The following is a 23,635-nucleotide window of genomic DNA, read 5'->3' as shown; positions in this document are numbered from 1 at the left end:
CGCTCCGGGGTGCGGCCGCGCTGCTCGCCGCGGGTGCGCTCGTCGGCGGCACGCTCGTCGCACCCGCGGTGGCGGCGGACGCGCCGCCCGCCACCGCGGAGGCGCCGGAACCGACCGACCCGGCTCGCGGGGCGCACGGACGGGACGCCGTGCGTCGCGCGGTCGACGCGCTCGTCCGCGAGGACGGCTTCCCCGCCGCGCTCGCGACGGTCCGCGACGAGCGCGGCCGCACCCGTCATCTCGTCGCCGGGGTCGGCGAGCTGAGCACCGGCGCCCGCGTCCCGACGGACGGGCAGGTCCGGTTCGCGAGCAACACCAAGACGTTCGTCGCGGTCGCCGTCCTGCAGCTCGTCGGCGAGGGCAGGGTCGACCTCGACGCCCCGGTCGCCACGTACCTGCCGGGCCTGCTCGACAACGGGCGTGAGGGCGCCGAACGCGTCGACGGGACCGCGATCACGGTCCGGCAGCTGCTGCAGCACACGAGCGGGGTCCCCGAGTACCTCGACGTGCTCCTCGCCGACGGGCTGTCGAGCGTCGACGCGATGGTCGACACGTACGTCCAGCCGCGCGCGCTGCTCGACGCCGCCATGACGCGCCCCGCGACGTTCGCCCCCGGTGCGGGCTGGTCGTACAGCAACACGAACTACGTCGTCGCCGGGCTGCTCGTCGAGAAGGTCACCGGCCGCCCGCTGCACGAGGAGCTCACGCACCGCGTCATCGAGAAGGCCGGCCTGCGCGACACGTACGTCCCGGCCGTCGGCGAGCGCGAGATCCGCGGGCGTCACCCGCACGGCTACCACGCCGACACCCCGGGCGGTCCGCTGCGCGACGTCACCGTCCTCGACCCCGCCGCGGCCTGGGGTGCGGGCGACGTCGTCGGCACGCCGAGCGACCTGGTCCGCCTCTACACCGCGATCCTCGACGGCCGCCTGGTCGGCGCCGCGGAGCTCGCGGAGATGCAGAAGACGGTCCCCGTCCCGGCCGACTGGGGCCCCGTGCGGTACGGCCTCGGGATCACCGAGACGGCCCTGAGCTGCGGCGGCGTCGCGTGGGGGCACGGCGGCGACATCTTCGGCTACTCGACGCGCGAGGGCGTGACGACGGACGGCCGCGCGGCCGCCGTGGCCGTCACGGCGCTCCCGTCGTCCGTGCCGGACCCCGACGCGCTGCAGCACGTCGACGCGGTGATCGACACGGCCCTCTGCTCCTGACCACGCTCTGACCACCGTCGGGCGGCCCCACGCCGTGAGGATGACCTCAGGGCGTGGGGTCGTCCGCCAGGCGGCGCAGGAGGGCGAGGAGCTGGGCGCGTTCGTCGGGAGCGAGGCGGCCGAGGCGGCCCGCGACGCCCTCGTGGCGACGTGCGGAGACGTCGGCGAGCAGGGACCGGCCGGCGTCGGTGAGCTCGATGAGAGTCGCGCGGCGGTCGGTGGGGTCGGCGATGCGCCGGACGAGCCCGTCGGCCTCGGCGGCGTCGACCTTCGACGTGACGGACCGGGGCGCGACGTCGAGCGCGGACGCGACGTGACCGAGCCGCAGCGGCTCGTCGCAGTGCTGCAGCACGCGCAGCAGGCGGACCTGCCCGGGCGCCTGGCTGGTGGGTCCCAGCGACGCCGCCGCCGACCGCCGGATGTCGCGCAGCAGCCGGTGCAGCAGGTCCAGCAGCTCGGCGGACTCGTCGCCGCCGGTCGGCATAGAGCCGCGCGTCGACACCGGGCCACCCGTCGACACCGGGCCACCCGTCGACACCAGGGCGTCCGTCGACACAGGGCCGTCCGTCGCCGCGGGCGGGCTGGCTGCGGTGGCGGCGGCGTCGTCGTGCGGGCTCACGGCCGTGACGGTACCCGCACCCGCAGCGGTTGTGAACCAACGACATAGTGAGTTAACCTCACTATCGCGCGCCACCCCCCACGCGCTCCCCCGACGAAGGGAGACGCCCCATGTCTCTCCCCCACCACCCTCCCGCCACGCCCGGCACCGGCGCCGGCATGGGCCGCGGCGGCGGCAACCCGCAGATGCGCGGCTTCGCGCGCGACCGCTCCGTCGGCCGCCGACGCCTGTCCCGCTCCACGCTGCGCCGCATCCTCGCGTTCGCCCGCCCCCACCGCCGCGCCCTCGCCGTCTTCCTCGTGCTCATCACGCTCGAGGCCGCCGCCGGCGCGCTCCCGCCCCTGCTGTTCAAGCACCTCATCGACGACGGCATCGCCACCGGCGACTCGCGCCTCGTCGTCCTCATCGCCGCCGCCGTCGCCGCGCTCGCGCTGCTGTCCGCCGGCCTGTCCGTCGCCGACCGCTGGGTGTCGTCCCGCATCGGCGAGGGCCTCATCCTCGACCTGCGCACCGCCGTGTTCGACCACGTCCAGCGCATGCCCCTCGCGTTCTTCAGCCGCACCCGCACGGGCGCGCTCGTCCAGCGCCTCAACGGCGACGTGCTCGGCGCGCAGCAGGCGTTCACGTCCACGCTGCAGAACGTCGTGAGCAACGCCCTGACCGTCGCGTTCGTGCTCGCCGCGATGCTCTCCATGTCGTGGCGGCTCACGCTGCTGTCCCTCGTCCTCGTCCCCGCGTTCGTCCTGCCCGCACGCTGGTTCGGGCCGCGCATCGCCGCCGTCACGCACGAGAGCTACGAGCTCAACGCCCAGGCCGCGCAGACCATGAACGAGCGGTTCAACGTCGCGGGCGCCCACCTGGTCAAGGTCTTCGGCGACCCCGCGCGCGAGTCCGCCGCGTACGCCGAGCAGGCCGGACGGGTCCGGGACGTCGGCGTCAAGCGGGCCCTCTACGGCACGTGGTTCCGCGTCGGCCTCACGACCATCGCCGCCGTCGCGACCGCCGTCGTCTACGGGTTCGGCGGCCTCGCCGCGATCCGCGGCGAGCTCACCGTCGGCGTCGTCGTCGCGCTCGCGTCCTACCTCGGCCGCCTCTACGGCCCGCTCACCGCGATGTCGAACGTCCAGGTCGACGTCATGACCGCCCTCGTGAGCTTCGAGCGCGTGCTCGAGGTCCTCGACCTGGAGCCGTCCGTCACCGACGCCCCGCACGCCCACGACCTGCGCGCCGACGTCGCACGCCGCGGCGCCGACGTCGAGCTCGACGCCGTCGGCTTCCGCTACCCGACCGCCGACGAGGTGTCGCTCGCCTCCCTGGAGTCCGTCGCGACGCTCCGCAACGACCCGTCCGACGACACCCTGACGGACGTCTCGTTCGCCGTCCCCGCCGGGCACATGGTCGCGCTCGTCGGCCCGTCCGGCGCCGGCAAGACGACCCTCTCCCAGCTCGTCACCCGCATGTACGACCCGACGCGCGGCGCCGTCCGCATCGCCGGCGCGGACCTGCGCGACGTCACGCTCGACTCGCTGCGCGCGACCGTCGGCGTCGTCAGCCAGGAGGCGCACCTCTTCCACGACACCATCGCGGCCAACCTGCGCTTCGCCCGCCCCGAGGCCACCGACGCCGACCTGGTGCGCGCGCTGCGCCAGGCCCACGTCTGGGACCTCGTCGCACGGTTGCCGGAGGGCCTGGAGACCGTCGTCGGTGACCGCGGCTACCGCCTGTCCGGCGGCGAGCGCCAGCGCCTGGCCATCGCCCGGCTGCTGCTCAAGGCCCCCGACGTCGTCGTGCTCGACGAGGCCACCGCCCACCTCGACTCCGAGTCCGAGGCCGCGGTCCAGGCCGCCCTCGACGAGGCGCTCACCGGCCGCACGTCGCTCGTCATCGCGCACCGCCTGTCGACCGTCCGCCAGGCCGACGCGATCGTCGTCGTCGACCGCGGCCGCGTCGTCGAGCAGGGCACCCACGCCGAGCTCGTCGCCCGCGACGGCCTCTACGCGGAGCTCTACCGCACCCAGTTCGCCCCCACCCCCCAGCCCGCCGACGCCGCCTGACGCCCACCCGCCACGCGACCGGGCACCGAGGTCGTCACTTCCGTTCGAGATCGGTACCTGCAGGTCACGACCTCGAACGGAAGTGACGATCTCGCCGGGACTCCGCGGGGGGGGGTCAGGGGCGGGAGGTGCGGACGAGCAGGGTCGAGAACGCCTGGACGACGGTGTCCTCGATCGCCGCCGCCCGCCAGTCCGGGCGCAGCTCGTCGGGACCCTCCTCGGCGGCCCACCGGCGCCACGCCGTGCCCGCGTACGACCCGGCCCACGCGGCACCGAGCCCGACGACGGCCGCGACGACGTGCGCGCCGGGCCGCCGCCGCTCGACGACCGACAGCGCCACCGCACCGAGCGCCCCCGCCACGAGCCGGCCGTAGACCTGCGGCGTCCCCGTGCGGGCGGGGGTGGTCGGCAGCTTGTCGCCGACGGTCTCCCCGAGGACCGCGAGGTTCGCGAGCGCCCGCAGCAGGGCCGGACCCGCGCCGGACCGCCCGCGTGTGCCGGCGAGCACCGGGGTCCGGATCGCGGAGGAGGCGCGCCCGCCGGCGGCGAGCCCGAGGACGGTGGAGCGGATCAGCACACCCATGCGCCGTGTCTACGCGCTCCGCGCGCCCCCGGCATCCCGACGCCCACCCCCGTGTGGCCCGCCGCGTGGGGTCACCCCGGCCACCACGCGCCCGCCGCCGCACTCCCCGGCAGCGCCACTTCGCCGGTTCCGGTCGAGTGCGTCAGGCAGAACCAGCGAAGTCGACCAGGACCAGCGACCTCGAGCGCTCGGCGGCCCGGGGCGACGGGCGGGCGCAGGGCCGGGTGGTGGGGTGTCGCGGCTCGTCAGTGGAAGCGGCGGAGGTGGATGGCCGCGAACGCCAGGGCCGCGATCGTCTCGCCGTCGCGGATCGTGCCGTCCGTGACCAGGCGCAGCGCGTCGGCGAACGGGACGGTGCGCACGCTGTCGATGCCCTCCTCGACGCGCCCGCGACCGTCGTCACCACCCTCGACAGGGGCGAGCCCGCGCGCGAGGAACACGTGCTCGGGGGCGTCGGCGATGCCGTTGAGGGCGTCCATCCGCCCGACCTCGGTCCACTCGCGCGCGGTCAGCCCGGTCTCCTCGGCGAGCTCGCGGCGGGCCGCGACCAGCGGGTCCTCGCCGTCGGTGCCGCCCGCGGGGACCTCGACCGACACGGCTCCGGTCGTGTAGCGGCGCTGGCTGACGAGGACCACCTCGTCGTCGTCGGTCAGCGCGACGACGAACACGGACGGCTGCCGGACCTCGACGACGCCGTAGACGCCGGCGCCGCCGTCGGGCCGTACGACGTCGTCCTCCCGGACCCGGATCCACCGGTTCTCGTAGACGACGCGCGACCCGGTGGTCGTCCACCCGGCGTGCCCGCCCGCCGTCGCATCCCTGCCCGCCGTCGCGCCCACGCCCGCCGTCACGCCCCCGCCCGCCGTCACGTCAGGACCGCGCCCGCCGACCCCGGCGCGACCAGCCGCGCCAGACTCGTCGGCCCGGTCCCGGCGACCGTCGTCCGCGACCACACCGCTCACAGGTCCGCGGGGTCGACCAGGAAGTCCGCCTCGTCGGCGATCTCCCCGCCGAGCGCGCCGTGCAGCGCCCGTGCGACGGCCTGCACCTGCGGGGCGGCCCGCCCGCGCGCGACCTTGTGCGGGAAGGACGGCTTCTCCATCTCGAGCTCCTCGACGAGGAGCGGCTCCCAGTGCACGCGGTATGCGACGACGCCGCCGGCGGTCCAGGGCAGGTCGCCGAGCAGCGGAGGGAGCTCGGTCTCGGTGGCGGCCTCGACGGAGATGGTCCCGTCGACCCCGAGGTCGACGAGGACGCCGTACGACTCGGCGGGCGGCGGGGTGGCGCGCATGATCTCGTCGAACGCGGCGGCCTCGGCCATGAGCCGCTGCCGCTCGTCGGCGTCCTCGACGCCGTACCGCTCGAGCGCGGCACGCAGCCCGGACCCGCCGGCCTCGGTGACGCCGCCGGCGCCGCTGGTCGACGCGCGACCGACGCCCGCCTGCGGGCCCTCCCAGCGGCCCGACGCCTCGGAGAGCCGGGCGCGGGGGACGACGGACTGGACGACGGCGAGCGCCTGGCTGGGTTCGAGCCAGCGGTCGGCGAAGAGGGTGAGGTCGATGGTGCCGTCGACGTCGGGCGTGAGGACGACGCCGCTCTCGCCGATGCGCACGGCGCCGCCGAGCCGCCGGGCGCACGCGACGAGCCACTGCACGACGCGCTCCTCCTCGCGGACGGGCAGGCCGTCGGGGAACGCGCGCTTGAGGCCGTCGCGGTCGCCGCCGGGGTACGGCTTGGCGCCGCGCTCGCGGGGGGCGTCGAGGTCGTAGACGACGACGGTCGTGGCGGGCAGGCCGAGCCCGACGGCGTCCTCGGGGCTGACGGCGTAGGGGCCGGCGAGCCGGGACAGGCGTGCGAGCCGCAGCGCCTGGACGGTGGGGGCGGCCGCGGTGACGGTGCGGATGCCGAGGGCGGCGGTGACGGGCCGGACGAAGCCGCGCTGCTGCGGGACGTCGGCGACGACGTCCTCCCAGTGCGCCTGCGCGAACCGGGAGATGGCGAGGACCTCGACCTCGTCGGCGCCGATGCCGTCGGGCAGGCCGAGCAGGTGCCTCCGGCGCAGGGCGGGGTCGGCGGCGGGCAGGCGCGGGAGGTCGTCGGTCACGGCATCAGACCTCGGTGCGGTGGAAGGACTGGAACGAGCGGGACGCGGTGGGGCCGCGCTGCCCCTGGTAGCGGGAGCCGTAGGCGGCGGAGCCGTAGGGCTGCTCGGCGGCGGACGACAGCCGGAAGAAGCAGAGCTGGCCGATCTTCATGCCGGGCCACAGCAGGATGGGGAGGGTCGCGACGTTCGACAGCTCGAGCGTGACGTGCCCGGAGAAGCCGGGGTCGATGAACCCGGCGGTCGAGTGCGTGAGGAGCCCGAGGCGGCCGAGCGAGGACTTGCCCTCGAGTCGTGCGGCGACGTCGTCGGGCAGCGTGACCTGCTCGTACGTGGAGCCGAGGACGAACTCGCCGGGGTGCAGCACGAAGGGCTCGTCGCCGTCGACCTCGACGAGGCGGGTGAGGTCGGGCTGGTCCGCCGCGGGGTCGATGACGGCGTACTTGTGGTTGTCGAACAGGCGGAAGAACCGGTCGAGCCGCACGTCGATGCTCGACGGCTGGATCATCTGCGGGTCGTACGGGTCGAGCCCGACCCGTCCGGACTCGAGCTCGGCCCTGATGTCGCGGTCGGAGAGCAGCACGGGGCCACGGTAGTGCCCTTCGCGGGGCTCGTGGACCGACCGTCCGGCCGGTTCCCACACCATTCCCACGACGTCCCCAGGCCCTGCGCACGGATGTGCGGCGCTGCAACGTTTTCGATACGTCGCCCGACGGCTATCATCCTTCTCGTGAGGCGCGTGGGAGCGCTCTCGCACCGACCAGATGACGCGTCAGACACCCGACGCCGACCCGCGCGGACGCGGGACCGGGGATGGTGTGACCGGGCGCGGCTGTTTCCGAGCACCCGAGGGGCACCACCGATGCGGTACGGCCATTTCGACGACGCGGCGCGCGAGTACGTCATCACGACGCCTCACACCCCTTACCCGTGGATCAACTACCTCGGGTCGGAGCAGTTCTTCTCGCTGCTCTCCCACCAGGCGGGCGGGTACTCGTTCTACCGCGACGCCAAGATGCGCCGCCTCACCCGCTACCGCTACAACAACATCCCCGCGGACGCGGGCGGCCGCTACCTGTACGTGAACGACGGCGGCGACGTGTGGACCCCGTCGTGGCTGCCGGTCAAGGCGGACCTCGACCACTTCGAGGCGCGGCACGGCCTGGGCTACTCGACGATCACGGGTGAGCGGAACGGTCTGCGCGTCGAGACGCTGTTCTTCGTGCCCGTCGGCGAGAACGCCGAGGTCCAGAAGGTCACCGTCACGAACACCTCCGACGCCCCGAAGACGGCGACGCTGTTCTCGTTCGTCGAGTTCTGCCTGTGGAACGCCCAGGACGACCAGACGAACTACCAGCGCAACCTGTCGATCGGCGAGGTCGAGGTCGAGCAGGACTCCCCGCACGGCTCGGCGATCTACCACAAGACCGAGTACCGCGAGCGCCGCGACCACTACGCCGTGTTCGCCGTGAACACCCGCGCCGACGGCTTCGACACGGACCGCGACACGTTCGTCGGCCAGTACAACGGGCTCGGCGAGGCCGCCGTCCCGCGCGCCGGCAAGAGCGCCGACTCGGTCGCGTCGGGCTGGTACCCGATCGGCTCGCACTCGGTCGAGGTCTCCCTCGCGCCCGGTGAGTCGCGCGAGCTCGTCTACGTCCTGGGCTACCTGGAGAACCCGGACGACGAGAAGTGGGCCGACGACGCCCACCAGGTCGTCAACAAGGCACCCGCGCACGCGCTGCTGGGCCGGTTCGCGACGAGCGAGCAGGTCGACGCCGCCCTCGACGCCCTCAAGGCGCACTGGACGGGCCTGCTCTCGACGTACTCGGTGACGAGCACCGACGAGAAGCTCGACCGGATGGTCAACATCTGGAACCAGTACCAGTGCATGGTCACGTTCAACATGTCGCGCTCGGCGTCGTTCTTCGAGACCGGCATCGGCCGCGGGATGGGCTTCCGCGACTCCAACCAGGACCTGCTGGGCTTCGTCCACCTGATCCCTGAGCGCGCCCGCGAGCGCATCATCGACATCGCGTCGACGCAGTTCCCCGACGGCTCGGCGTACCACCAGTACCAGCCGCTGACGAAGCGCGGGAACAACGACATCGGCTCGGGCTTCAACGACGACCCGCTGTGGCTCATCGCCGGCGTCGCCGCGTACATCAAGGAGTCCGGCGACTGGGGCATCCTCGACGAGCCCGTCCCGTTCGACAACGAGGCCGGCACCGAGGTCCCGCTGTTCGAGCACCTCACGCGCTCGTTCCGGTTCACGGTCGACAACCGCGGCCCGCACGGCCTGCCGCTCATCGGCCGCGCCGACTGGAACGACTGCCTCAACCTCAACTGCTTCTCGACGACCCCGGGCGAGTCGTTCCAGACGACGGAGAACCAGGCCGGCGGCGCCGCGGAGTCGGTGTTCATCGCCGCGCAGTTCGTCCTCTACGGCGCCGAGTACGCGAACCTCGCCGAGCGCCGCGGCCTCGCGGACGTCGCGTCCGAGGCCCGCAAGTACGTCGACGAGGTGCGCGCCGCGGTCCTCGAGCACGGCTGGGACGGCCAGTGGTTCCTGCGGGCGTACGACTACTACGGCAACCCGATCGGCACCGACGCCAAGCCCGAGGGCAAGATCTGGATCGAGCCGCAGGGCTTCGCCGTGATGGCGGGCATCGGCGTGGGCTCCGGCCCGGACGACGCCGAGGCGCCCGCGATCCAGGCGCTCGACTCGGTCAACGAGATGCTCGGCACGCCGCACGGCCTGGTGCTGCAGTACCCGGCGTACACGACGTACCAGATCGAGCTCGGCGAGGTCTCCACCTACCCGCCCGGCTACAAGGAGAACGGCGGCATCTTCTGCCACAACAACCCCTGGGTGATCATCGCCGAGACGGTCGTGGGGCGCGGAGCGCAGGCGTTCGACTACTACAAGCGGATCACCCCGGCGTACCGCGAGGAGATCTCCGACACGCACAAGCTCGAGCCGTACGTGTACGCGCAGATGATCGCCGGCAAGGAGGCCGTCCGCGCCGGTGAGGCCAAGAACTCGTGGCTGACCGGCACCGCGGCCTGGAACTTCGTCGCCGTGTCGCAGTACCTGCTCGGTGTCCGGCCCGACTACGACGGCCTGGTCGTCGACCCGCAGATCGGCCCGGAGGTCCCGTCGTACACGGTGACCCGCGTGGCCCGCGGTGCGACGTACGAGATCACCGTGACCAACTCGGGCACGCCCGGTGCGCGCGGGACGCTCACGGTCGACGGCGCCCCGGTCGACGGCAACGTCGTGCCCTACGCCGCGGCCGGCAGCACCGTCCGCGTCGAGGTGACCGTCTGACCCGCGGGTCGGACGGGTGACGTCATGACGATGGTCGAGGAGATCACGCCGATCGCGCCGGCGACCCCTGCCGGCGCGCCCGGCGTGAGCACGACCGACGCGGACGAGCGCGTCGTGACGATCCGCGACGGTGCGTGGGAGCTTGACGTGCTCCCGCGCACCGGCGCGTCCCTCGCCGGCGGTCGCATCCGCACCGCCGACGGGGTGTGGCGCGACCTGCTGCGCCCCGCCCGTCCGACCGTGCACGGCGAGGCCGCCAAGTGCTCGAGCTTCGCGATGGTCCCGTGGTCCAACCGGATCCGGGACGGCGTGCTCGCGTACGGCGGCCGGTCGTGGCAGCTGCAGCGCAACGGCGCCGACGGCACCGCGATCCACGGGGCCGTGCTGCACGCCGCGTGGGACGTCGTCGAGCGGCGCGAGGACCGTGTCGTGCTCGAGCTCGACACGTCCGACCTGGTCGGCGTGAACTTCCCGTGGCGCTTCCGCGCGCGCATCACGTACACGGTCAGCGGGTCGCGGCTGACGGTCGGCACGAGCGTGCGCAACGTGGACCGCGAGTCGTTCCCGGCCGGGTTCGGGCACCACCCGTACCTGCAGCGGACGCTCGCGCCCGTCGGTGCGACGCCGCCCGCGGAGCCCGGCAACCCGCTGCTCGAGGTGCCCCTGCGGCACGGCTACTCGCTGGTCGACGCGATGGCCGTCGGGCCCGCCGGGACGATCCCGCGGCGCGCCGACTTCCGGACGGGCCGCCCGCTCGGCTCGCGGTTCGTCGACGACGTCCTCACCGGGTGGGACCCGGGCGCGCCGATCCGCGTCCACTACGACGAGCCCGACGTCGACGTCGACCTGCACGCCGACCCGGTCTACTCGCACCTCGTCGTGTACGCGCCCCGGCGGCGGTCGTACTTCGCGGTCGAGCCCGTGACGAACGTGAACGACGGGTTCGCGCTGCACGCCGCGGGCGTGCCGGGCACGGGCGTGTTCGTGCTCGAGCCCGGCGAGGAGCGCGCGGGCGAGTTCTCGCTCACCGTCCGCGGCTGACGACGGCGCCGCCGGCCCTCAGGGGCCGGCCCGCCGGGTCCGCACACCGCCGGACGGCGACTCCGGTCGGGCCAGCCCGTCGTCGTCGCGCCGCTCGCGTCGCGTGACGGGGACCGGCGCCGCGGCCGTCGTCAGCGAGCCGCGGCCTCCACCGCCGCGCGGGCCAGCGCCTCCACCTCCGGGGCGATGTTCCCGGCCGCGCTGAACCGTCGGCGCGTGTACCCGAACGCGACGCCGCCGGCCGGGTCGGCGAACGCCTGCGCGCCCGTCGCGCCCGAGTGCCCGAACGCGGTCGGACCGAGGAACGGGTAGAGGTTCTGCGGCCGCTCGAAGCCCAGGCCGAAGTGGTCCGCCTCCCCGGTGACCAGGTCGGTGCCCGGGGTCGCGAGCGCAGACACGGCCGCGAGGGTGTCGGCGTCGAGCAGCGCACCGGCCCCGTCCGCTCCGGTCGCGGCCGCGTACAGCCCGGCGAGCCCGCGCGCGTTCCCGACGGCCCCGGCCGACGTCTGGCCGAGCCGGCGCACGGCCGTCGTGTTGCCGACGGTGACGATGTCGGTCGGCGGGTCGGCGTCGAGGTTGAACGCGACGGACAGGTGGCTGTCGCGCGGCGGGGTGGCCGCCGCCCGCTGCGCCTGCTCCGCGTCGGTCAGCAGCGCCGGCAGCACGTCGAGCACCCGGCCGTCGAGCGACGCCGGCAGGCCGAGGTGCAGGTCGAGGCCCCGCGGTGCCCGCACGCGGTCCGCATAGACCTGCCGCAGCGACAGGCCGGTCTGCCGTCGCACCGCCTCGCCGAGCAGCGCCCCGACGACGAACGCGTGGTAGCCGTAGCCGGTGCCGGGGGCCCAGGACGGTGCGAGCGGGGCCAGGCGCGCGGCGATCGCGTCGTCGTCGGCGAGCTCGTCGAGGCCGAACCGCTCGGGCACGCCCAGCAGCCCGGCCCGGTGGGTGAGGACGTCGCGGACCGTCAGGACGTCCTTGCCGTGCGCGGCGAACTCCGGCCAGTCGTCGGCGACGCGGCGGTCGAGGTCGAGGACGCCGTCCTGCGCGAGCAGCGCGACCGTGAGGTGCACCGCCCCCTTGCCCGTCGAGTAGACCGGGAGCAGCGCGTCGAGCGGCAGGCCGACCGCGAGGTCCACGACCCGCTCGCCCCGCACGTGCACGGCCACCTGCGCCTGCAGCCCCGGCTCCCGGGCCACGGCGTCGAGCAGCGCCTCACGGACGGCCTCGTACCCCGCCGCGACCGTCCCCTGGACGGGCGGACGCACGGCCGCGCCCCTCGCTTCCTCGCCCGCACCCACCGCCGCGGGTCCCTGTGCCGTCGCGCGTCCCGTCGCGCGTCCCTCAGCCGTCGTCGCCACCTGCCGACCTCCCCCTCCGGTGGCCCGCCGGGCCGGCGTGCCGAGCGCGCGGGACGTTACCGCGGACCTCCGACACCGTTGCCCCGACGCTTCGTCCGGCGTCGTCCGGTTCGTCCACCGGCCACGCCGCGCATCACCCGAGAAGCCGGTGATCTTCACCCGGAAAGACGTCCCCGTTCACCCGATCAGGTGCCGTGAGGGCCCATTTGTGCCCCCTACGCTGACGCCGACGCCGGGGCCCGCCCGTCGGGTTCCCTCGTGACCGCGGACGCGCCCCACCCCCGAGGGACCGCAGGGACGAGCCCATGCCGAGCAGCCGATCCGCCATCGCCGTGGCGCTCACCCTGGCGCTCGTCGGCCTCGTCCCGGGGTCCGCCGCGCTGTCGTCGACGCCGACGTCCACCGCCCTCCCCGCCGGTCCCGACACCGCGGCACCGGCGACGGCGACCGGACCGTCGGCACCGTCGGGCACGCAGCCGGACGAGGCGGACGTGGCGCCCGCGGTGACGTCCCCGACCCCGCCCGCGGCACCGGCCGAGGGCGCCCGGCAGCAGGAGCTCCCGACGGCGTCCGCACCCGAGCCGACCGCCGAGGCCGAGGCCGATCCCGCCCCCGTGCCCGCGACGCACGTCCTCGTGCGCTTCACGCCGCGCACGTCGGAGGTGCAGCAGCGCTCGACGCTCGACGCCGCGGGGCTCGACGGCACCGGGGTCGACGGCGGCGAGCCCGTCCCCGGCACCGGCTACGTGCAGGTCCCGGTCGGCGACGAGGACCCGGCGGCGGTCGTCGCGCGGCTCGCCGACGACCCGGCCGTCGCGGCCGTCCAGGAGGACCACGTCCGGCACGGCTTCGGGTGGACGAACGACCCGTACAGCGGGCTCGCCCGCCCGTACCTGGAGCTGACGCGGCTGCCGCGCGCGTGGGACGTGAGCATCGGCCAGGGCGTCGTCGTCGCCGTCCTCGACACGGGCGTCGCCGCGGGCCACGAGGACCTCGCGGGCCGCGTCCTGCCGGGCGTCGACCTCGTCGACGGCGACTCCGACCCGTCCGACCCCCGCGGCCACGGCACGCTCGTCGCGGGCGTGGTCGCGGCGTCCGGCAACAACGGCCGGGGTGCGGTGGGCGCCGCGTGGGGCGCGTCCGTCCTGCCGGTGCGGGTGCTCGACGCGAACGGCAACGGGCCCGACTCGCGGGTGGCCGCCGGGATCTCCTGGGCGGTCGCGCACGGCGCCGACGTCGTCAACCTGTCCCTCGGCGGCACGGCGACGTCGCAGGTGCTGCTCGACGCGGTCCGCGGCGCGGTGGCGGCGGGGGTCGTCGTCGTCGCGGCGGCCGGCAACGCGGGCACGCAGGTGCCGCAGTACCCGGCCGCCTACGCCCCCGGCGTGGAAGGGCTGCTGTCGGTGTCCGCCACGGACGACGACGGGGCGCTGGCCGGCTGGTCGAGCTGGGGCGACTCGGTGTCGGTCTCCGCGCCGGGCGTCCTCCTCGTCGGCCCCCAGGCGGGCGGCACGTACGTGCTGGGCTCCGGGACGTCGTTCGCCGCGCCCCTCGTGAGCGGTGTCGCGGCGCTGCTGCTCTCCCGCGCGTCGACGATGCCCCCGGCCGAGGTCGAGCGGCGCATCGTCACGACCGCCCGGGACGCGGGACCGCGGGGTCTCGACGCGTACTACGGCGCGGGGATCGTCGACGCGGCCGCCGCGACGACGACGGGCTGGGGCGTGGAGGCCGCGGTCGCGACGCCCCTGAGCCGTCCCCTCGGCGACGCCGGACCCAGCGACGACTCCCCCGCCGACGCCCGCACGGTGTCGGGCCCGACGTCGGCGACCCTGTCGCCCGAGGGCGACGCCGACTGGTACGCGTGGAACGCGCCGACCGCCGGCACGTACCGGGCCACCGTCGAGCCGCTGACGGCGGGGGCCGCCGACGACGGGCCCGAGCTGGACCTCGTCGTCGAGGTGCGGGACGCGCAGGGTCGGGTCCTGGGCGTCGCCGACGCGACGAGGACCGACGCCGCCGAGCGCGTGGACGTGTCCGTCGCGGCCGCGGGCCGCGTCCTGGTCGGCGTCCGCAACGCGAACGGGTCCGCGCCGGCGTCGCAGCGGTACCAGGTGTCGTTCACGGCGGGCGGCACCCAGCCGCTGTTCACGTCGTCCTTCCGGGCGCCCGCCGACCCGACGCGGGTGTCCGTGGGGGCGCTCGCGGCGGCCGACTTCACGGGTGACGGGCTCAAGGACGTCATGACCGTCGAGGACGGCGGCGGCGTGTACGTGTACAAGGGCGCCGGCAACGGGACCCTCGCGACCCCGGTCGACGTGCCGCTGGGCGCGGTGCGGACCGTCGGCGAAGGCCTCGCGGCAGGGGACGTCGACGGCGACGGCGACGCGGACGCGGTCGCCACGACCGCCACCGGCGTCCTGCTGCTGAAGCAGGCGGGCGGGACGATGACGCCCGCGGGCGAGGTCGTCGTGTCCTACGGCGGTGCCGAGCTCGACGGTCGCGGCGTCGCGCTGGTCGACTGGGACAAGGACGGCGACCTCGACGTCGTCGCCTCGACCAACCGGCCGAGCCTGCAGGTGCTCGCCAACAACGGCACGGGCACGTTCACCGCGGTCGCGGAGACCCTCGGCCAGCAGCGGTTCGCCGTCGGCGACGTGACCGGCGACGGCCGACCCGACGTCGTGACGACCCACGCCGTGCACCCGCAGGCCGCGGGCGGCGGGTTCGCGACGGCCGTGAACCTGCCCTTCGGCGGCGGGCCGCTCGTCACGTCCGTCGCGGTCGGCGACGTCACGGGCGACGGCCGGGCGGACGTCGTGCGGATGAACGGCAACACCGTCCGGGTCGACGGGATCCTGGCGTCCGGCGCGCTCGCGCCCTCCGCGCTGTACCCGGCCGGCGGGGAGTCCGACGGCACGGTCGCGATCGGCGACCTCGACGTCGACGGCCGGCAGGACGTCCTGGTCGTCAACGCGTTCGAGCTGGGCGTCAGCCTGCTGCGGCAGCAGACGAACGGCACGCTCTCGACCCCGCAGCGCACGCCCATCTCCGTCACGGTCTACGACCACCCGGGGCAGCTCGCGATCACCGACCTCGACGGCGACGCGTGGCCCGACGCGGTCGTCTCCCAGTCGGGCGTCCTCGCGCTGCGCCAGACCCGGGTCGGCGCGCCCACGCCGCAGGCCGGCTGGCTGCGCGACACGACGCCCGACCCGCACACCGCCGGTGTCGCGGTCCGGCCCACCGTCCGCGTGACGTTCGAGCGGGACCTGCGCACCTCCGACGTCGCCGCGCCGCGCGTCCGCCTCGTCGACGGCGTCACGGGGTCCACCGTCGCCACCTCGGTGCGGTGGGAGGCCGCGACCCGGGCCGTCGTCCTGACCCCGACGGCCGACCTCGTGCCCGGGCACCACTACACGGCGATCGTCGACGCCGTCCGGGACGCCGCGGGCGCGACCCTGCCGGAGCCCGTGCGCGTGCCGTTCACCGTCGCCGCGGGCGGCGACCGGTACACGCCGGTCAGCCCGACGCGCGTGCTCGACACCCGCACCGGGGTGGGCGGCTCGCGTCCCGCGCCCGACCAGCCGATGCGCCTCGACCTCAGCGGCGTCGTGCCGGCCGGGGCGACGGCGGTCGTCCTCAACCTGACCGTCACCGAGTCGACCGGGCCGGGCAACGTGCGGGCGTACCCCGCGAGCTCCGGCCAGGTGCCGAACGTGTCGAACGTGAACTTCGCGCCCGGGTTCGACAAGCCGAACCTCGTGACCGTCGCGGTCGGCGCGGACCGTGCCGTCGCGCTGCGCACCGAGGCGTCGACCGCGCACCTCATCGCCGACCTCGCGGGCTACTACTCGCCCGTCGGGGCCGCCGCGTACGCGCCCCTGAGCCCGCGGCGCCTGCTCGACACACGCACCGGCCTGGGCGCCCGTCCCGGTCCCGTCGCCGGCGGCGAGTTCGTCGACGTCGAGGTCACCGGCAACGGCGTCCCGGCGAACGCGCTCGCGGTCGTCCTCAACCTCACGGGCACCGAGGCCACGGCGTCGACCCACGTCCGGGCGTACCCGGCGCCCGGTGCGGGCGAGGACCAGACCCCTCCCGGGGTGTCGAACCTCAACCTGTCCGCGAACCGCGACGAGCCGAACCTCGTGACCGTGCCCGTCGGTGACGACGGCCGCGTCCGGTTCTGGGTCCCCGTCGCGGCGACGCACCTCATCGCCGACATCAACGGGTACTACGCCGCGGACGCCGCGAACGGGTTCGTCCCCGTCGCGCCCGTGCGCGTCGCCGACACCCGGTTCGGGCAGGGCCTGCCGGGCACGCTGCAGCCCGGTGGCGTCTACGGCCTCACGGTCGCCGGGAGCGGAGGGGTGCCGGCCGGCGCGACCGCCGCGGTCCTCAACGTCACCGGCGCCGGCCCGAGCGGCACCACGCACGTGCGGGTGTTCCCGACGACCGCGGGCAACCCGCTGCCCGACGTCTCGACGATCAACCTCACGTACGGGCGCGACGAGGCGAACCTGGCCGTCGTCCGGCTCGGCGACGGCGGCGGGGTCTCGTTCTACTCGCACAGCGCCCCGACGGACCTCGTCGTCGACGTGGCGGGCTACTTCCGGTACTGACGCCCGCGGCGGCCCCGGCTCGCGCCGGGCGTGCGCTCAGAGGTCGAGGACGAGCGTCGCGCCCCAGTCGTGCGTGCGCTCGCGCCGGAACCCGACCCGCTCGTAGAACGCGATCGCCGCGGTGTTGCGCGCGTCCACGCCGAGGTGCACGCCCGGGACGCCCCGCTCCCGCAGCGCCCCCGACAGCGCCTCGATGAGCCGCCGGCCCCACCCCTGCCCCTGGGCGCGCGGCAGCAGGTCGATGTGCAGGTGCGCCGGGTAGCGGTCGTAGAGCTCGTCGTCGGCGGGCGCCCAGTCGTGGATCCGGCGGACCAGCACGTGGTCCTCCGTCCCGTCGCCCGGGTCGTCGACCGGCGGGTACTGCGCGCGCAGCGTCGGCCACCAGTGGTCGTCGAGCCACGTCTCGAACGTCAGCGTGTCGGCGGTCCCGACGACGTACCCCAGGACCCCGTGCTCGTCCACGACGACGAACGTCAGCCCCGGGTCGGCCACCGGGTACGGGCCGGCGTACAGGTGCGCCAGGAGGTCCGGGTTGCGGTACAGGGCCGTCGCGTCGCCCCCCGCGGCGCCCGTCAGCAGGCAGATCCGGTACATCGCGGCCAGGTCGACGGGCTGGTAGGGGCGGAGCACGGCGGTCATGCGGCCGACCCTCTCACGCTCCGATCCCGGTCGTCCGGCGTTCCGGGACGCCCGCCGCGGGACCTGGCTTCGCGGGTCTCGTCGTGCCGGGTATGCTGTCCGGGCCGACGACGGATCGTCGTCACGCGGGTGTAGTTCAATGGTAGAACTTCAGCTTCCCAAGCTGATGGCGCGGGTTCGATTCCCGTCACCCGCTCCCAGGTCACCACCCCGGCCAGTGCGGCGCCGCCACTGCCACCGTCTCTCGGAGCGCCGCTGGGTCTCTTCTGCCGATGCGCCGGCCGACAACCGCGCTGAACGCGGGCCGCATGAGTACTATAGTTTTCATGTGAGTACTGCACGACTCACTTGGAGCGGATGATGGACGTCTCGAACCCGATCGCCGACGTGGTGCCCTCCGCCCACGGCCCGGTGCTCGCCGTGCTCGCGTCCACCTCGACGCCGCTCACCGGCCGTGCGGTCGCCGACCTCACCCGCCCCCGCGTCTCCCAGCCGCGCGTCGCGCGCATCCTCGCTCAGCTCACCGACTCCGGCCTCGTCGACCGGACCCCGGCGGGGGCCGCGTCGCTCTTCTCGCTGAACCGAGAGCACGTCGCCGCCTCCGCCGTCGCGGCGCTCACCTCCCTGCGCCACGAGCTGTGGCACCGGATCGCCGAGCACGCCGGCGGCTGGGCGAGCCCCCCGGACGGAGTCGTGGTCTTCGGGTCCACCGCGCGGGGCGACGGCGGCATCGCCAGCGACGTCGACCTCCTCGTCATCCGTCCCGCCGACGTGGACACCGATGACGCCGACTGGCAGGCGAACGTCACGGATCTCGCGGCGCGCGTCACCCGCTGGACCGGCAACCCGTGCGAGATCGTCGACCGGTCCCGCGACGAGCTCCAGGTCATGGCAGCGACCGGCGAGCGCCTCCTGAGCGAGATCCGCCGCGACGGGCGCGCGGTCGTCGGGTCGATCGCCCTGGTCCCGGCGCCGAACGCGGCCTGACGTGGGCGCCCGGGACGACGCGCTCAGCCACCTCCGCAAGGCGCGCGAGTCTCTCGACGCCGCCGGCCTGGAGCTGGACATGGAGCTCCACACCGCCGCGGCGTCGTCCGCGGTGCTCGCCGGCATCAACGCCAAGGACGCGATCTGCCTCCAGCTGACGGGCCGGACCGGCAAGGCGGAGGACCACCGCTCCGCCGCGCCGGAGCTTGCCGCCGCGGGTCCCGCAGGCAAGGCGCTCGAGTCGACCTTCCGCCGGCTCCTCGGGCTCAAGACGGCGGCCCAGTACCAGGCCGGACCGATCAGCCGGACGGACGCCACGAAGGCCGTCGAATGGGCGACGCGCATGGTCGACGCCGCGCGGGACGTCACCGGCTCCTGACCGCGCTCTCGGCCCCGGCCTCGAGAACCTCCCGTCATCCGCAGGACCGTTCCGCGCCGGGGTTTGAGATGATCGGGGGCAGACACCGAGTGCTCGGGGAGGGCACATGTCGGACCTGCACGTCCACCGGCCGGAAAAGGTCGGCGACCTGGTGCTCGTGGACGCCGAGGCGCAGCAGGAGCACGCCGCGACGGCGCAGGCGCTGCTCGACGCGCTGCTCGACACCCCCCTGCACGGCCCGGAGCTCCAGGCCGCGGTCGCGCGTCTCGCCCGGATGGGCGACGAGCCGATGCGGCAGGTCGGCGACGCGGTCGGGCGGATCCTGCGGCGTCCGGCGGCGGCGCTGTCCGGGAGCGAGGCGGGCGCGGCGGCACGCGCGGGCACGACACTCACGGCGCCGGGGCAGCTCCGTGCCGTCGTCCACGCCCTCCTGGCCGAGCAGGACGACCTGCGACGCGAGAACGCCGCCATCCGGACCGAGCACGACGCCCTGTGGCACGCGATGGTGCGGCTGGCCGAGGCGGCCGTCCTGGTCCGCCACCTGTGCGACGGCCTCGAGCGGCACGTCGCCGCGCTGCGGTCCCAGGGCAGGAGCGACGACGCCGCCACCCTAGAGTCCGACGCGCTGTTCCCCGTGCGCCGACGTCACCAGGACCTGACGACGCAGATGGCCGTCGCGGTCCAGGGCTACCTGGCGCTCGACGTGGCGAGGACGACCAACGTCGAGCTCATCGAGGCCGTGGACCGCGCGCTGGACGCCGCCACGGCACACGTCGGGAGGAGCTGACCGTGTCGCGACTGACGCTCGGCAACGCCGTCAAGGTGGCGGCCGTCTTCGTCTTCCTGCCCCTGCTCGCCTACCTCGTGCTCGTCATCGGCGCGGTGCGCAAGAACCTCCGGGCGACGCTCGAGGGCCTGCTCTACGCCGCGGCGTTCTCCGTGGCGGTGTTCGTGCTCGACGGGTTCTGGGGGTGGCCCGCGCTGCTCGCGCTGACGGCCATGGGCGCCTCAGGCGTCCGCTCCTGGCACCTGCGGGACCTGTGGCTGCCGGCACGGCGACGGTGGTGGAAGCGCGACCCGGCCGCGACGTCCGTCGTCGTCGAGCGCGCCCGCCCGCAGCACACGGTCGTCGAGGCGTCGGTGCACCTGCCCGCGGCCGTGGCCCGGGTCCGCACGCTCGCCGACCGGAACAGGCACCGCCTGCCCGCGGACGCCCACCCGACGGTGCTGCACATCTGCCAGGTGCTGGACGCCGTGATCGCGGACGAGCAGCGTGAGCCCACCGCGGACCCGCGGTTCGAGTACGAGCTCGACGCCATGACCCGGCGGTACCTGCCCACCGTCCTCACGAGCTACCTGGCGATCCCGCCGAGCCAGGTGCACGAGCGGCAGCCCGACGGGCGCACCCCCGACGAGGAGCTGGCCGAGCAGCTGCGGATCCTCGCGGTCCAGGCCGACGCCCTCGACGCGAGCCGCCACCGTCGCCTGACGGCGGACCTGAGCACCACCGGCAACTTCCTGCGCGACAAGTACGGGAACCACCAGCAGGACGCCGCCGACCTCCGCGCCCCGTGACCGCCGCGGCGGCGCCGACGACCGCGCCCGCGGGTCAGCCCGTCCGGCGCCCGGCGCGCAGCGGCCACGGCTGCCACCCGTCGGAGAGCGCCGCGAGGCGACGCTCGGCCTCCCGGAGCCGGGCGGCCGGGACGTGCGAGCCGTCGCCCGTCGACGACGACCACCCGTCGTCGGTGTCGAGCCGGTGGCCGACCGCCCCGGCGCTCGCGGTCTCCTGCAGCCGCCCGCGGGCGACGCCCAGCACGAGGTCCTCGACCTGTCCCGCCACGGTGGCCGCCGTCTCGTCGCACGCGTCGCACCCGCAGTGCGGCAGCCAGCCCTCGAACAGGGCGCCGGCCCGGACGACGACCCCCGGGTAGTCCGTCCAGCCGACGGTCAACGGGGCGGCGTCAGCCGCGGCCGGGACGAGGCGCACCGCGCGCAGCAGCGGCTGGACGTCGCGACCCATGTCCGCGAGCGCGGCGTCGTCCCGGACGGCCTCGACGTCGTACGTCGCGACGAGGTGCGCGACCAGCGCGTCGGCGACGTCGTGCAGCGGAGCGAAGCGCTCGGGGTGCGAGTCGCGCGAGTAGGTGTCCTCGGGCGGGCCGGCCATGCCCCACCGGTCGCCGTAGGTGAACGGCTCACCGTGCTCGTCGCGGTAGGTCGGCTCGGTGAAGGTCGGGCGCACGTAGCCGGCGGTCATCCGGCGAGGCTACGACGCCGACCGTCCGGCGGGCCGGGCCATTTTCCGACTCCCTCCGAGCCCGGTGGTCAGTCCGTCGCGCCCGCCATGCCCGGCCAATGCGCCCACTCCTCGAAGTGCCGCACGCGGCCGTCCTGCGCGAACCGCAGGATCCACAGGTCGCGGTACTCGCGCGGCTCGTCGCCGCCGTAGTGCACCTCGACCCGGACGACCGCGGTCTCGCCCTGCACGGCCACGGGCGCCGCGCTCATCGTGAACGGGGTGTCCTCCGGCCAGAAGTCACGCACGGCGTCGATGCCCCGCAGGCCCTCGTCGTACGCGGACCGCAGGTAGCGCACGTCGGGCGTGAACAGGCGGTCGAGACCCGCGGCGTCGTTGCCGCGCCACGCCCGCTCGTACCCGTCGACCCACGTCATGACGTCCATGCCGTCGAGTGTCGCGCCGAGCGCGGACGCCCGCATGGGGACGTTCCGTGAAGGTCGTCGCGCCGTCGCGCCGGGCACCTTGTCCGGCGTCGGACATACCGGGCAGGGTGGGCCCGGCGCGTGCCGGTCCACTGGGCGCAGGGGGTGTCCGACGGCACGTCACAGGGGGATCCATGCCGTTGCGCAGTCCTGTCCGAACTCTGCTCGCGGCCGGCGCCGCACTCACCGTCAGCCTGACCGTCACCGCCCTCGCGGCACCGGCCGCGACCGCGGCCCGGCCGGGTGGGGGCGACACCACGAGCCGTGCGGAGGCCGCCCGGGTCGACCGCGTCAAGGCACCCGACCCCGGGTGGTTCGACTGCAGCCCGCTGTTCGCGCCGACCGCGCAGTGCGGCGTCGTCGCCCTGCCGCTCGACTACGACGAGCCGCGCGGTGCGACCACCGAGGTCGCGCTGCTCCGGATCCCCGCGACGGACCCGGCGCGGCGGATCGGGACGCTGTTCCTCAACCCGGGCGGCCCCGGCGGCTCGGGCGTGGAGATCGCGGCCGCCGCGCCGCAGTTCCTCGACCCGGAGCTGCTGGCCCGGTTCGACGTCGTGGGCTTCGACCCGCGTGGCACCAACTACAGCAGCAACGTGCAGTGCTTCAAGGACGTCGGCCAGCAGGCCGCGGCGCTCGCCGGGATGAACGTGCCGTTCCCCGTCGGGTACGCCGAGTCGAAGGCGTACGTGGCGTCGTCCGAGGCGTTCGGGCGGGCGTGCTCGACGCAGGGCAAGCCGCTCTCCGGCTCGATGTCGACGGCCGAGGTCGCCCGGGACATGGACGTCCTGCGCCGCACGCTCGGGGACCAGCAGCTCTCCTACCTGGGCTTCTCGTACGGCTCGTACCTGGGCAGCGTGTACGCGAACCTCTTCCCCGACCGGGTGCGGGCGCTCGTCATCGACGGCGTGCTCGACCCGACGGCGTGGGCCGGGACGAAGGCGACCGCGTCGATCCCGCAGACCCAGCGGCTGCGCTCGGGCGAGGGCGCGTGGAAGGCCCTGCAGGAGGTCCTCGAGCGCTGCGGCGCCGCCGGGCCGGAGGCGTGCACGTTCGCGTCGTTCGGCGAGCCGGTGTCCGGGTACGACGCGATCGTCGACGCCCTCAAGCAGGCGCCGCTCGACGTCGTCGACCCGGAGACGGGCGAGCTCGTCGTCACCCTGACGTACCCGCTGCTCGTGTCGTTCCTGCTCGGCGACCTGTACGCGCCCGACGGCTGGCGGTGGGTCGACGCGGACCTCACGCTCGTCGCCTCGCTCCTCGCCGCAGCGGGCGACCCGGCCGGCGCGGCGCACCAGGACGCGAGCGCGCGGCTCGTCGAGCGGTACCGGGCACTGCAGGAGTCCGAGCAGGCCGCCGCCGAGCAGGCCGCGGCGCGGGAGTCGGCCCTGGGCCTCGGCTTCCCGTACCCGAACGGCCTGGACGCGTTCCAGTCGGTGCTGTGCACCGACGGCCTCAACCCCGCCAAGGCGTCGGGCTGGACGCGTGCCGCCGACCGGGCGGACGCCGACGCGCCCGGCTTCGGACCGCTGTGGACGTGGGCGTCGGCACCCTGCGCGTCGTCCACGTGGACCGTGCAGGACGAGGACGCGTACCGCGGCCCGTTCACGCGCAGCAGCGCGCACCCCGTGCTCGTCGTCGGCAACTACTGGGACCCGGCGACGAACTACGACGGTGCCGTCGGTGCCGACGCGGTCCTCGGCAGCAGCCGGCTGCTGTCGAGCGACAGCTGGGGCCACACCGCGTACGGGACGTCCGCGTGCGTGACCGGTGCGGTCGGTGCCTACCTGCTCGACGGCACCCTGCCCGCCGAGGGCACGGTGTGCGTCGGCGACGAGCAGCCGTTCGTCGGTGCGGCACCCGACGCCGGACGTCGGGCGGGTCCCGAGCGTGCGCTCCCGCCGGTCGTGCCGCCGCTGCCCGGCGCCCTGCCGCGCGGCTGAGCGACGGTGCGGGGCCGGGCGTCGCACGACGCGCCCGGCCCCGCAC

At 75.1% G+C, this 23,635-nt stretch carries 19 protein-coding genes and 1 tRNA gene; 11 read left to right on the top strand and 9 right to left on the bottom strand.

All coding sequences use genetic code 11. The annotated features are described in order from the left end of the window. Window positions 1-1,211 (top strand): serine hydrolase domain-containing protein (locus CBZ_RS05080; RefSeq protein ID WP_218022712.1); only part of this gene is annotated, 1,211 nt, incomplete at its 5' end. A 46-nt stretch (window positions 1,212-1,257) separates the two neighbouring features. Here CBZ_RS05080 and CBZ_RS05075 read toward each other — a convergent pair. Beyond that, a complete protein-coding gene (locus CBZ_RS05075; protein WP_246013066.1) occupies window positions 1,258-1,830 on the bottom strand; it encodes a MarR family winged helix-turn-helix transcriptional regulator in 573 nt (190 codons plus the stop codon). A 110-nt stretch (window positions 1,831-1,940) separates the two neighbouring features. Here CBZ_RS05075 and CBZ_RS05070 point away from each other — a divergent pair, with 110 nt between their 5' ends. Further along, on the top strand, window positions 1,941-3,884 hold the full coding sequence (locus CBZ_RS05070) for an ABC transporter ATP-binding protein (protein WP_130780502.1): 1,944 nt from the start codon (window positions 1,941-1,943) through the stop codon (window positions 3,882-3,884). 115 nt (window positions 3,885-3,999) lie between these two features. Here CBZ_RS05070 and CBZ_RS05065 read toward each other — a convergent pair whose 3' ends face one another. The 4 genes from CBZ_RS05065 to dcd all read right to left on the bottom strand — a co-directional run bounded on the left by CBZ_RS05065 (window position 4,000) and on the right by dcd (window position 7,151). Next, window positions 4,000-4,467, bottom strand: coding sequence for a hypothetical protein (locus tag CBZ_RS05065; protein ID WP_130780501.1), 468 nt, complete (start codon window positions 4,465-4,467; stop codon window positions 4,000-4,002). Between the two features lie 245 nt (window positions 4,468-4,712). Continuing rightward, complete coding sequence (locus tag CBZ_RS05060; RefSeq protein WP_130780503.1) at window positions 4,713-5,306, bottom strand: NUDIX domain-containing protein; 594 nt, start codon at window positions 5,304-5,306, stop codon at window positions 4,713-4,715. A gap of 119 nt (window positions 5,307-5,425) precedes the next feature. Continuing rightward, a complete protein-coding gene (locus CBZ_RS05055; protein ID WP_130780500.1) occupies window positions 5,426-6,571 on the bottom strand; it encodes a hypothetical protein in 1,146 nt (381 codons plus the stop codon). A gap of 4 nt (window positions 6,572-6,575) precedes the next feature. After that, complete coding sequence (dcd, locus tag CBZ_RS05050) at window positions 6,576-7,151, bottom strand: dCTP deaminase (RefSeq protein WP_130780499.1); 576 nt, start codon at window positions 7,149-7,151, stop codon at window positions 6,576-6,578. 279 nt (window positions 7,152-7,430) lie between these two features. On the opposite strand from dcd, the gene CBZ_RS05045 reads away from it, so the two are divergent. Further along, entirely contained in the window at window positions 7,431-9,899 is a 2,469-nt protein-coding gene (locus CBZ_RS05045) for a glycoside hydrolase family 94 protein (protein WP_130780498.1), read from the top strand. 24 nt (window positions 9,900-9,923) lie between these two features. Beyond that, window positions 9,924-10,940: an aldose epimerase family protein gene (locus CBZ_RS05040; RefSeq protein WP_130780497.1), complete on the top strand. Its 1,017-nt coding sequence runs from the start codon at window positions 9,924-9,926 to the stop codon at window positions 10,938-10,940. A 131-nt stretch (window positions 10,941-11,071) separates the two neighbouring features. Here CBZ_RS05040 and CBZ_RS05035 read toward each other — a convergent pair whose 3' ends face one another. Further along, complete coding sequence (locus CBZ_RS05035; RefSeq protein WP_130780496.1) at window positions 11,072-12,205, bottom strand: serine hydrolase domain-containing protein; 1,134 nt, start codon at window positions 12,203-12,205, stop codon at window positions 11,072-11,074. 398 nt (window positions 12,206-12,603) lie between these two features. Here CBZ_RS05035 and CBZ_RS05030 point away from each other — a divergent pair, with 398 nt between their 5' ends. After that, window positions 12,604-16,917 (top strand): S8 family serine peptidase, encoded by a 4,314-nt coding sequence (locus CBZ_RS05030; RefSeq protein WP_130780495.1) that lies wholly within the window; start codon window positions 12,604-12,606, stop codon window positions 16,915-16,917. Between the two features lie 36 nt (window positions 16,918-16,953). On the opposite strand, the gene CBZ_RS05025 is transcribed toward CBZ_RS05030, so the two are convergent. After that, window positions 16,954-17,556: a GNAT family N-acetyltransferase gene (locus tag CBZ_RS05025; RefSeq protein WP_130780494.1), complete on the bottom strand. Its 603-nt coding sequence runs from the start codon at window positions 17,554-17,556 to the stop codon at window positions 16,954-16,956. 125 nt (window positions 17,557-17,681) lie between these two features. Here CBZ_RS05025 and CBZ_RS05020 point away from each other — a divergent pair. The 5 genes from CBZ_RS05020 (at window position 17,682) to CBZ_RS05000 (ending at window position 20,497) form a co-directional block, all read left to right on the top strand. Continuing rightward, window positions 17,682-17,752, top strand: a tRNA-Gly gene (locus CBZ_RS05020). Between the two features lie 164 nt (window positions 17,753-17,916). Next, on the top strand, window positions 17,917-18,543 hold the full coding sequence (locus CBZ_RS05015; RefSeq protein WP_165446659.1) for a nucleotidyltransferase domain-containing protein: 627 nt from the start codon (window positions 17,917-17,919) through the stop codon (window positions 18,541-18,543). Between the two features lies 1 nt (window position 18,544). Further along, window positions 18,545-18,922: a HEPN domain-containing protein gene (locus tag CBZ_RS05010; protein ID WP_130780492.1), complete on the top strand. Its 378-nt coding sequence runs from the start codon at window positions 18,545-18,547 to the stop codon at window positions 18,920-18,922. A 106-nt stretch (window positions 18,923-19,028) separates the two neighbouring features. Continuing rightward, the gene (locus CBZ_RS05005) at window positions 19,029-19,709 is read left to right on the top strand and encodes a toxic anion resistance protein (RefSeq protein ID WP_130780491.1); all 681 of its coding nucleotides are present in this window, start codon (window positions 19,029-19,031) and stop codon (window positions 19,707-19,709) included. 2 nt (window positions 19,710-19,711) lie between these two features. Continuing rightward, window positions 19,712-20,497, top strand: coding sequence for a hypothetical protein (locus tag CBZ_RS05000; protein ID WP_130780490.1), 786 nt, complete (start codon window positions 19,712-19,714; stop codon window positions 20,495-20,497). Window positions 20,498-20,531: 34 nt separating this feature from the next. On the opposite strand, the gene CBZ_RS20750 is transcribed toward CBZ_RS05000, so the two are convergent. Both CBZ_RS20750 and CBZ_RS04985 read right to left on the bottom strand, forming a co-directional pair. Next, window positions 20,532-21,182: a DUF6226 family protein gene (locus CBZ_RS20750; protein WP_165446658.1), complete on the bottom strand. Its 651-nt coding sequence runs from the start codon at window positions 21,180-21,182 to the stop codon at window positions 20,532-20,534. Window positions 21,183-21,250: 68 nt separating this feature from the next. Next, the gene (locus tag CBZ_RS04985; protein WP_130780487.1) at window positions 21,251-21,607 is read right to left on the bottom strand and encodes a nuclear transport factor 2 family protein; all 357 of its coding nucleotides are present in this window, start codon (window positions 21,605-21,607) and stop codon (window positions 21,251-21,253) included. 173 nt (window positions 21,608-21,780) lie between these two features. Here CBZ_RS04985 and CBZ_RS04980 point away from each other — a divergent pair, with 173 nt between their 5' ends. Next, window positions 21,781-23,589 carry an alpha/beta hydrolase gene (locus tag CBZ_RS04980; RefSeq protein WP_130780486.1) on the top strand — a complete coding sequence of 603 codons (1,809 nt, stop codon included), beginning with the start codon at window positions 21,781-21,783 and terminating at the stop codon, window positions 23,587-23,589. Window positions 23,590-23,635 lie beyond the last annotated feature (46 nt).

This window comes from Cellulomonas biazotea (genome assembly GCF_004306155.1).
GTDB classification, from domain to species: Bacteria; Actinomycetota; Actinomycetes; order Actinomycetales; family Cellulomonadaceae; genus Cellulomonas; species Cellulomonas biazotea.
Note: the sequence above shows the minus strand (reverse complement) of the source record. Positions and strands in the feature narration are given on the sequence as shown.

Coding starts and splice junctions, on each gene's coding strand:
- CBZ_RS05040 (WP_130780497.1), top strand. CDS start 9,924: ATGACGATGGTCGAGGAGATCACGCCGATCGCGCCGGCGACCCCTGCC.
- CBZ_RS20750 (WP_165446658.1), bottom strand. CDS start 21,182: ATGACCGCCGGCTACGTGCGCCCGACCTTCACCGAGCCGACCTACCGC.
- CBZ_RS05030 (WP_130780495.1), top strand. CDS start 12,604: ATGCCGAGCAGCCGATCCGCCATCGCCGTGGCGCTCACCCTGGCGCTC.
- CBZ_RS05015 (WP_165446659.1), top strand. CDS start 17,917: ATGGACGTCTCGAACCCGATCGCCGACGTGGTGCCCTCCGCCCACGGC.
- CBZ_RS04985 (WP_130780487.1), bottom strand. CDS start 21,607: ATGGACGTCATGACGTGGGTCGACGGGTACGAGCGGGCGTGGCGCGGC.
- CBZ_RS05025 (WP_130780494.1), bottom strand. CDS start 17,556: ATGACCGCCGTGCTCCGCCCCTACCAGCCCGTCGACCTGGCCGCGATG.
- CBZ_RS05005 (WP_130780491.1), top strand. CDS start 19,029: ATGTCGGACCTGCACGTCCACCGGCCGGAAAAGGTCGGCGACCTGGTG.
- CBZ_RS05045 (WP_130780498.1), top strand. CDS start 7,431: ATGCGGTACGGCCATTTCGACGACGCGGCGCGCGAGTACGTCATCACG.
- CBZ_RS05065 (WP_130780501.1), bottom strand. CDS start 4,467: ATGGGTGTGCTGATCCGCTCCACCGTCCTCGGGCTCGCCGCCGGCGGG.
- CBZ_RS05070 (WP_130780502.1), top strand. CDS start 1,941: ATGTCTCTCCCCCACCACCCTCCCGCCACGCCCGGCACCGGCGCCGGC.
- CBZ_RS04980 (WP_130780486.1), top strand. CDS start 21,781: ATGCCGTTGCGCAGTCCTGTCCGAACTCTGCTCGCGGCCGGCGCCGCA.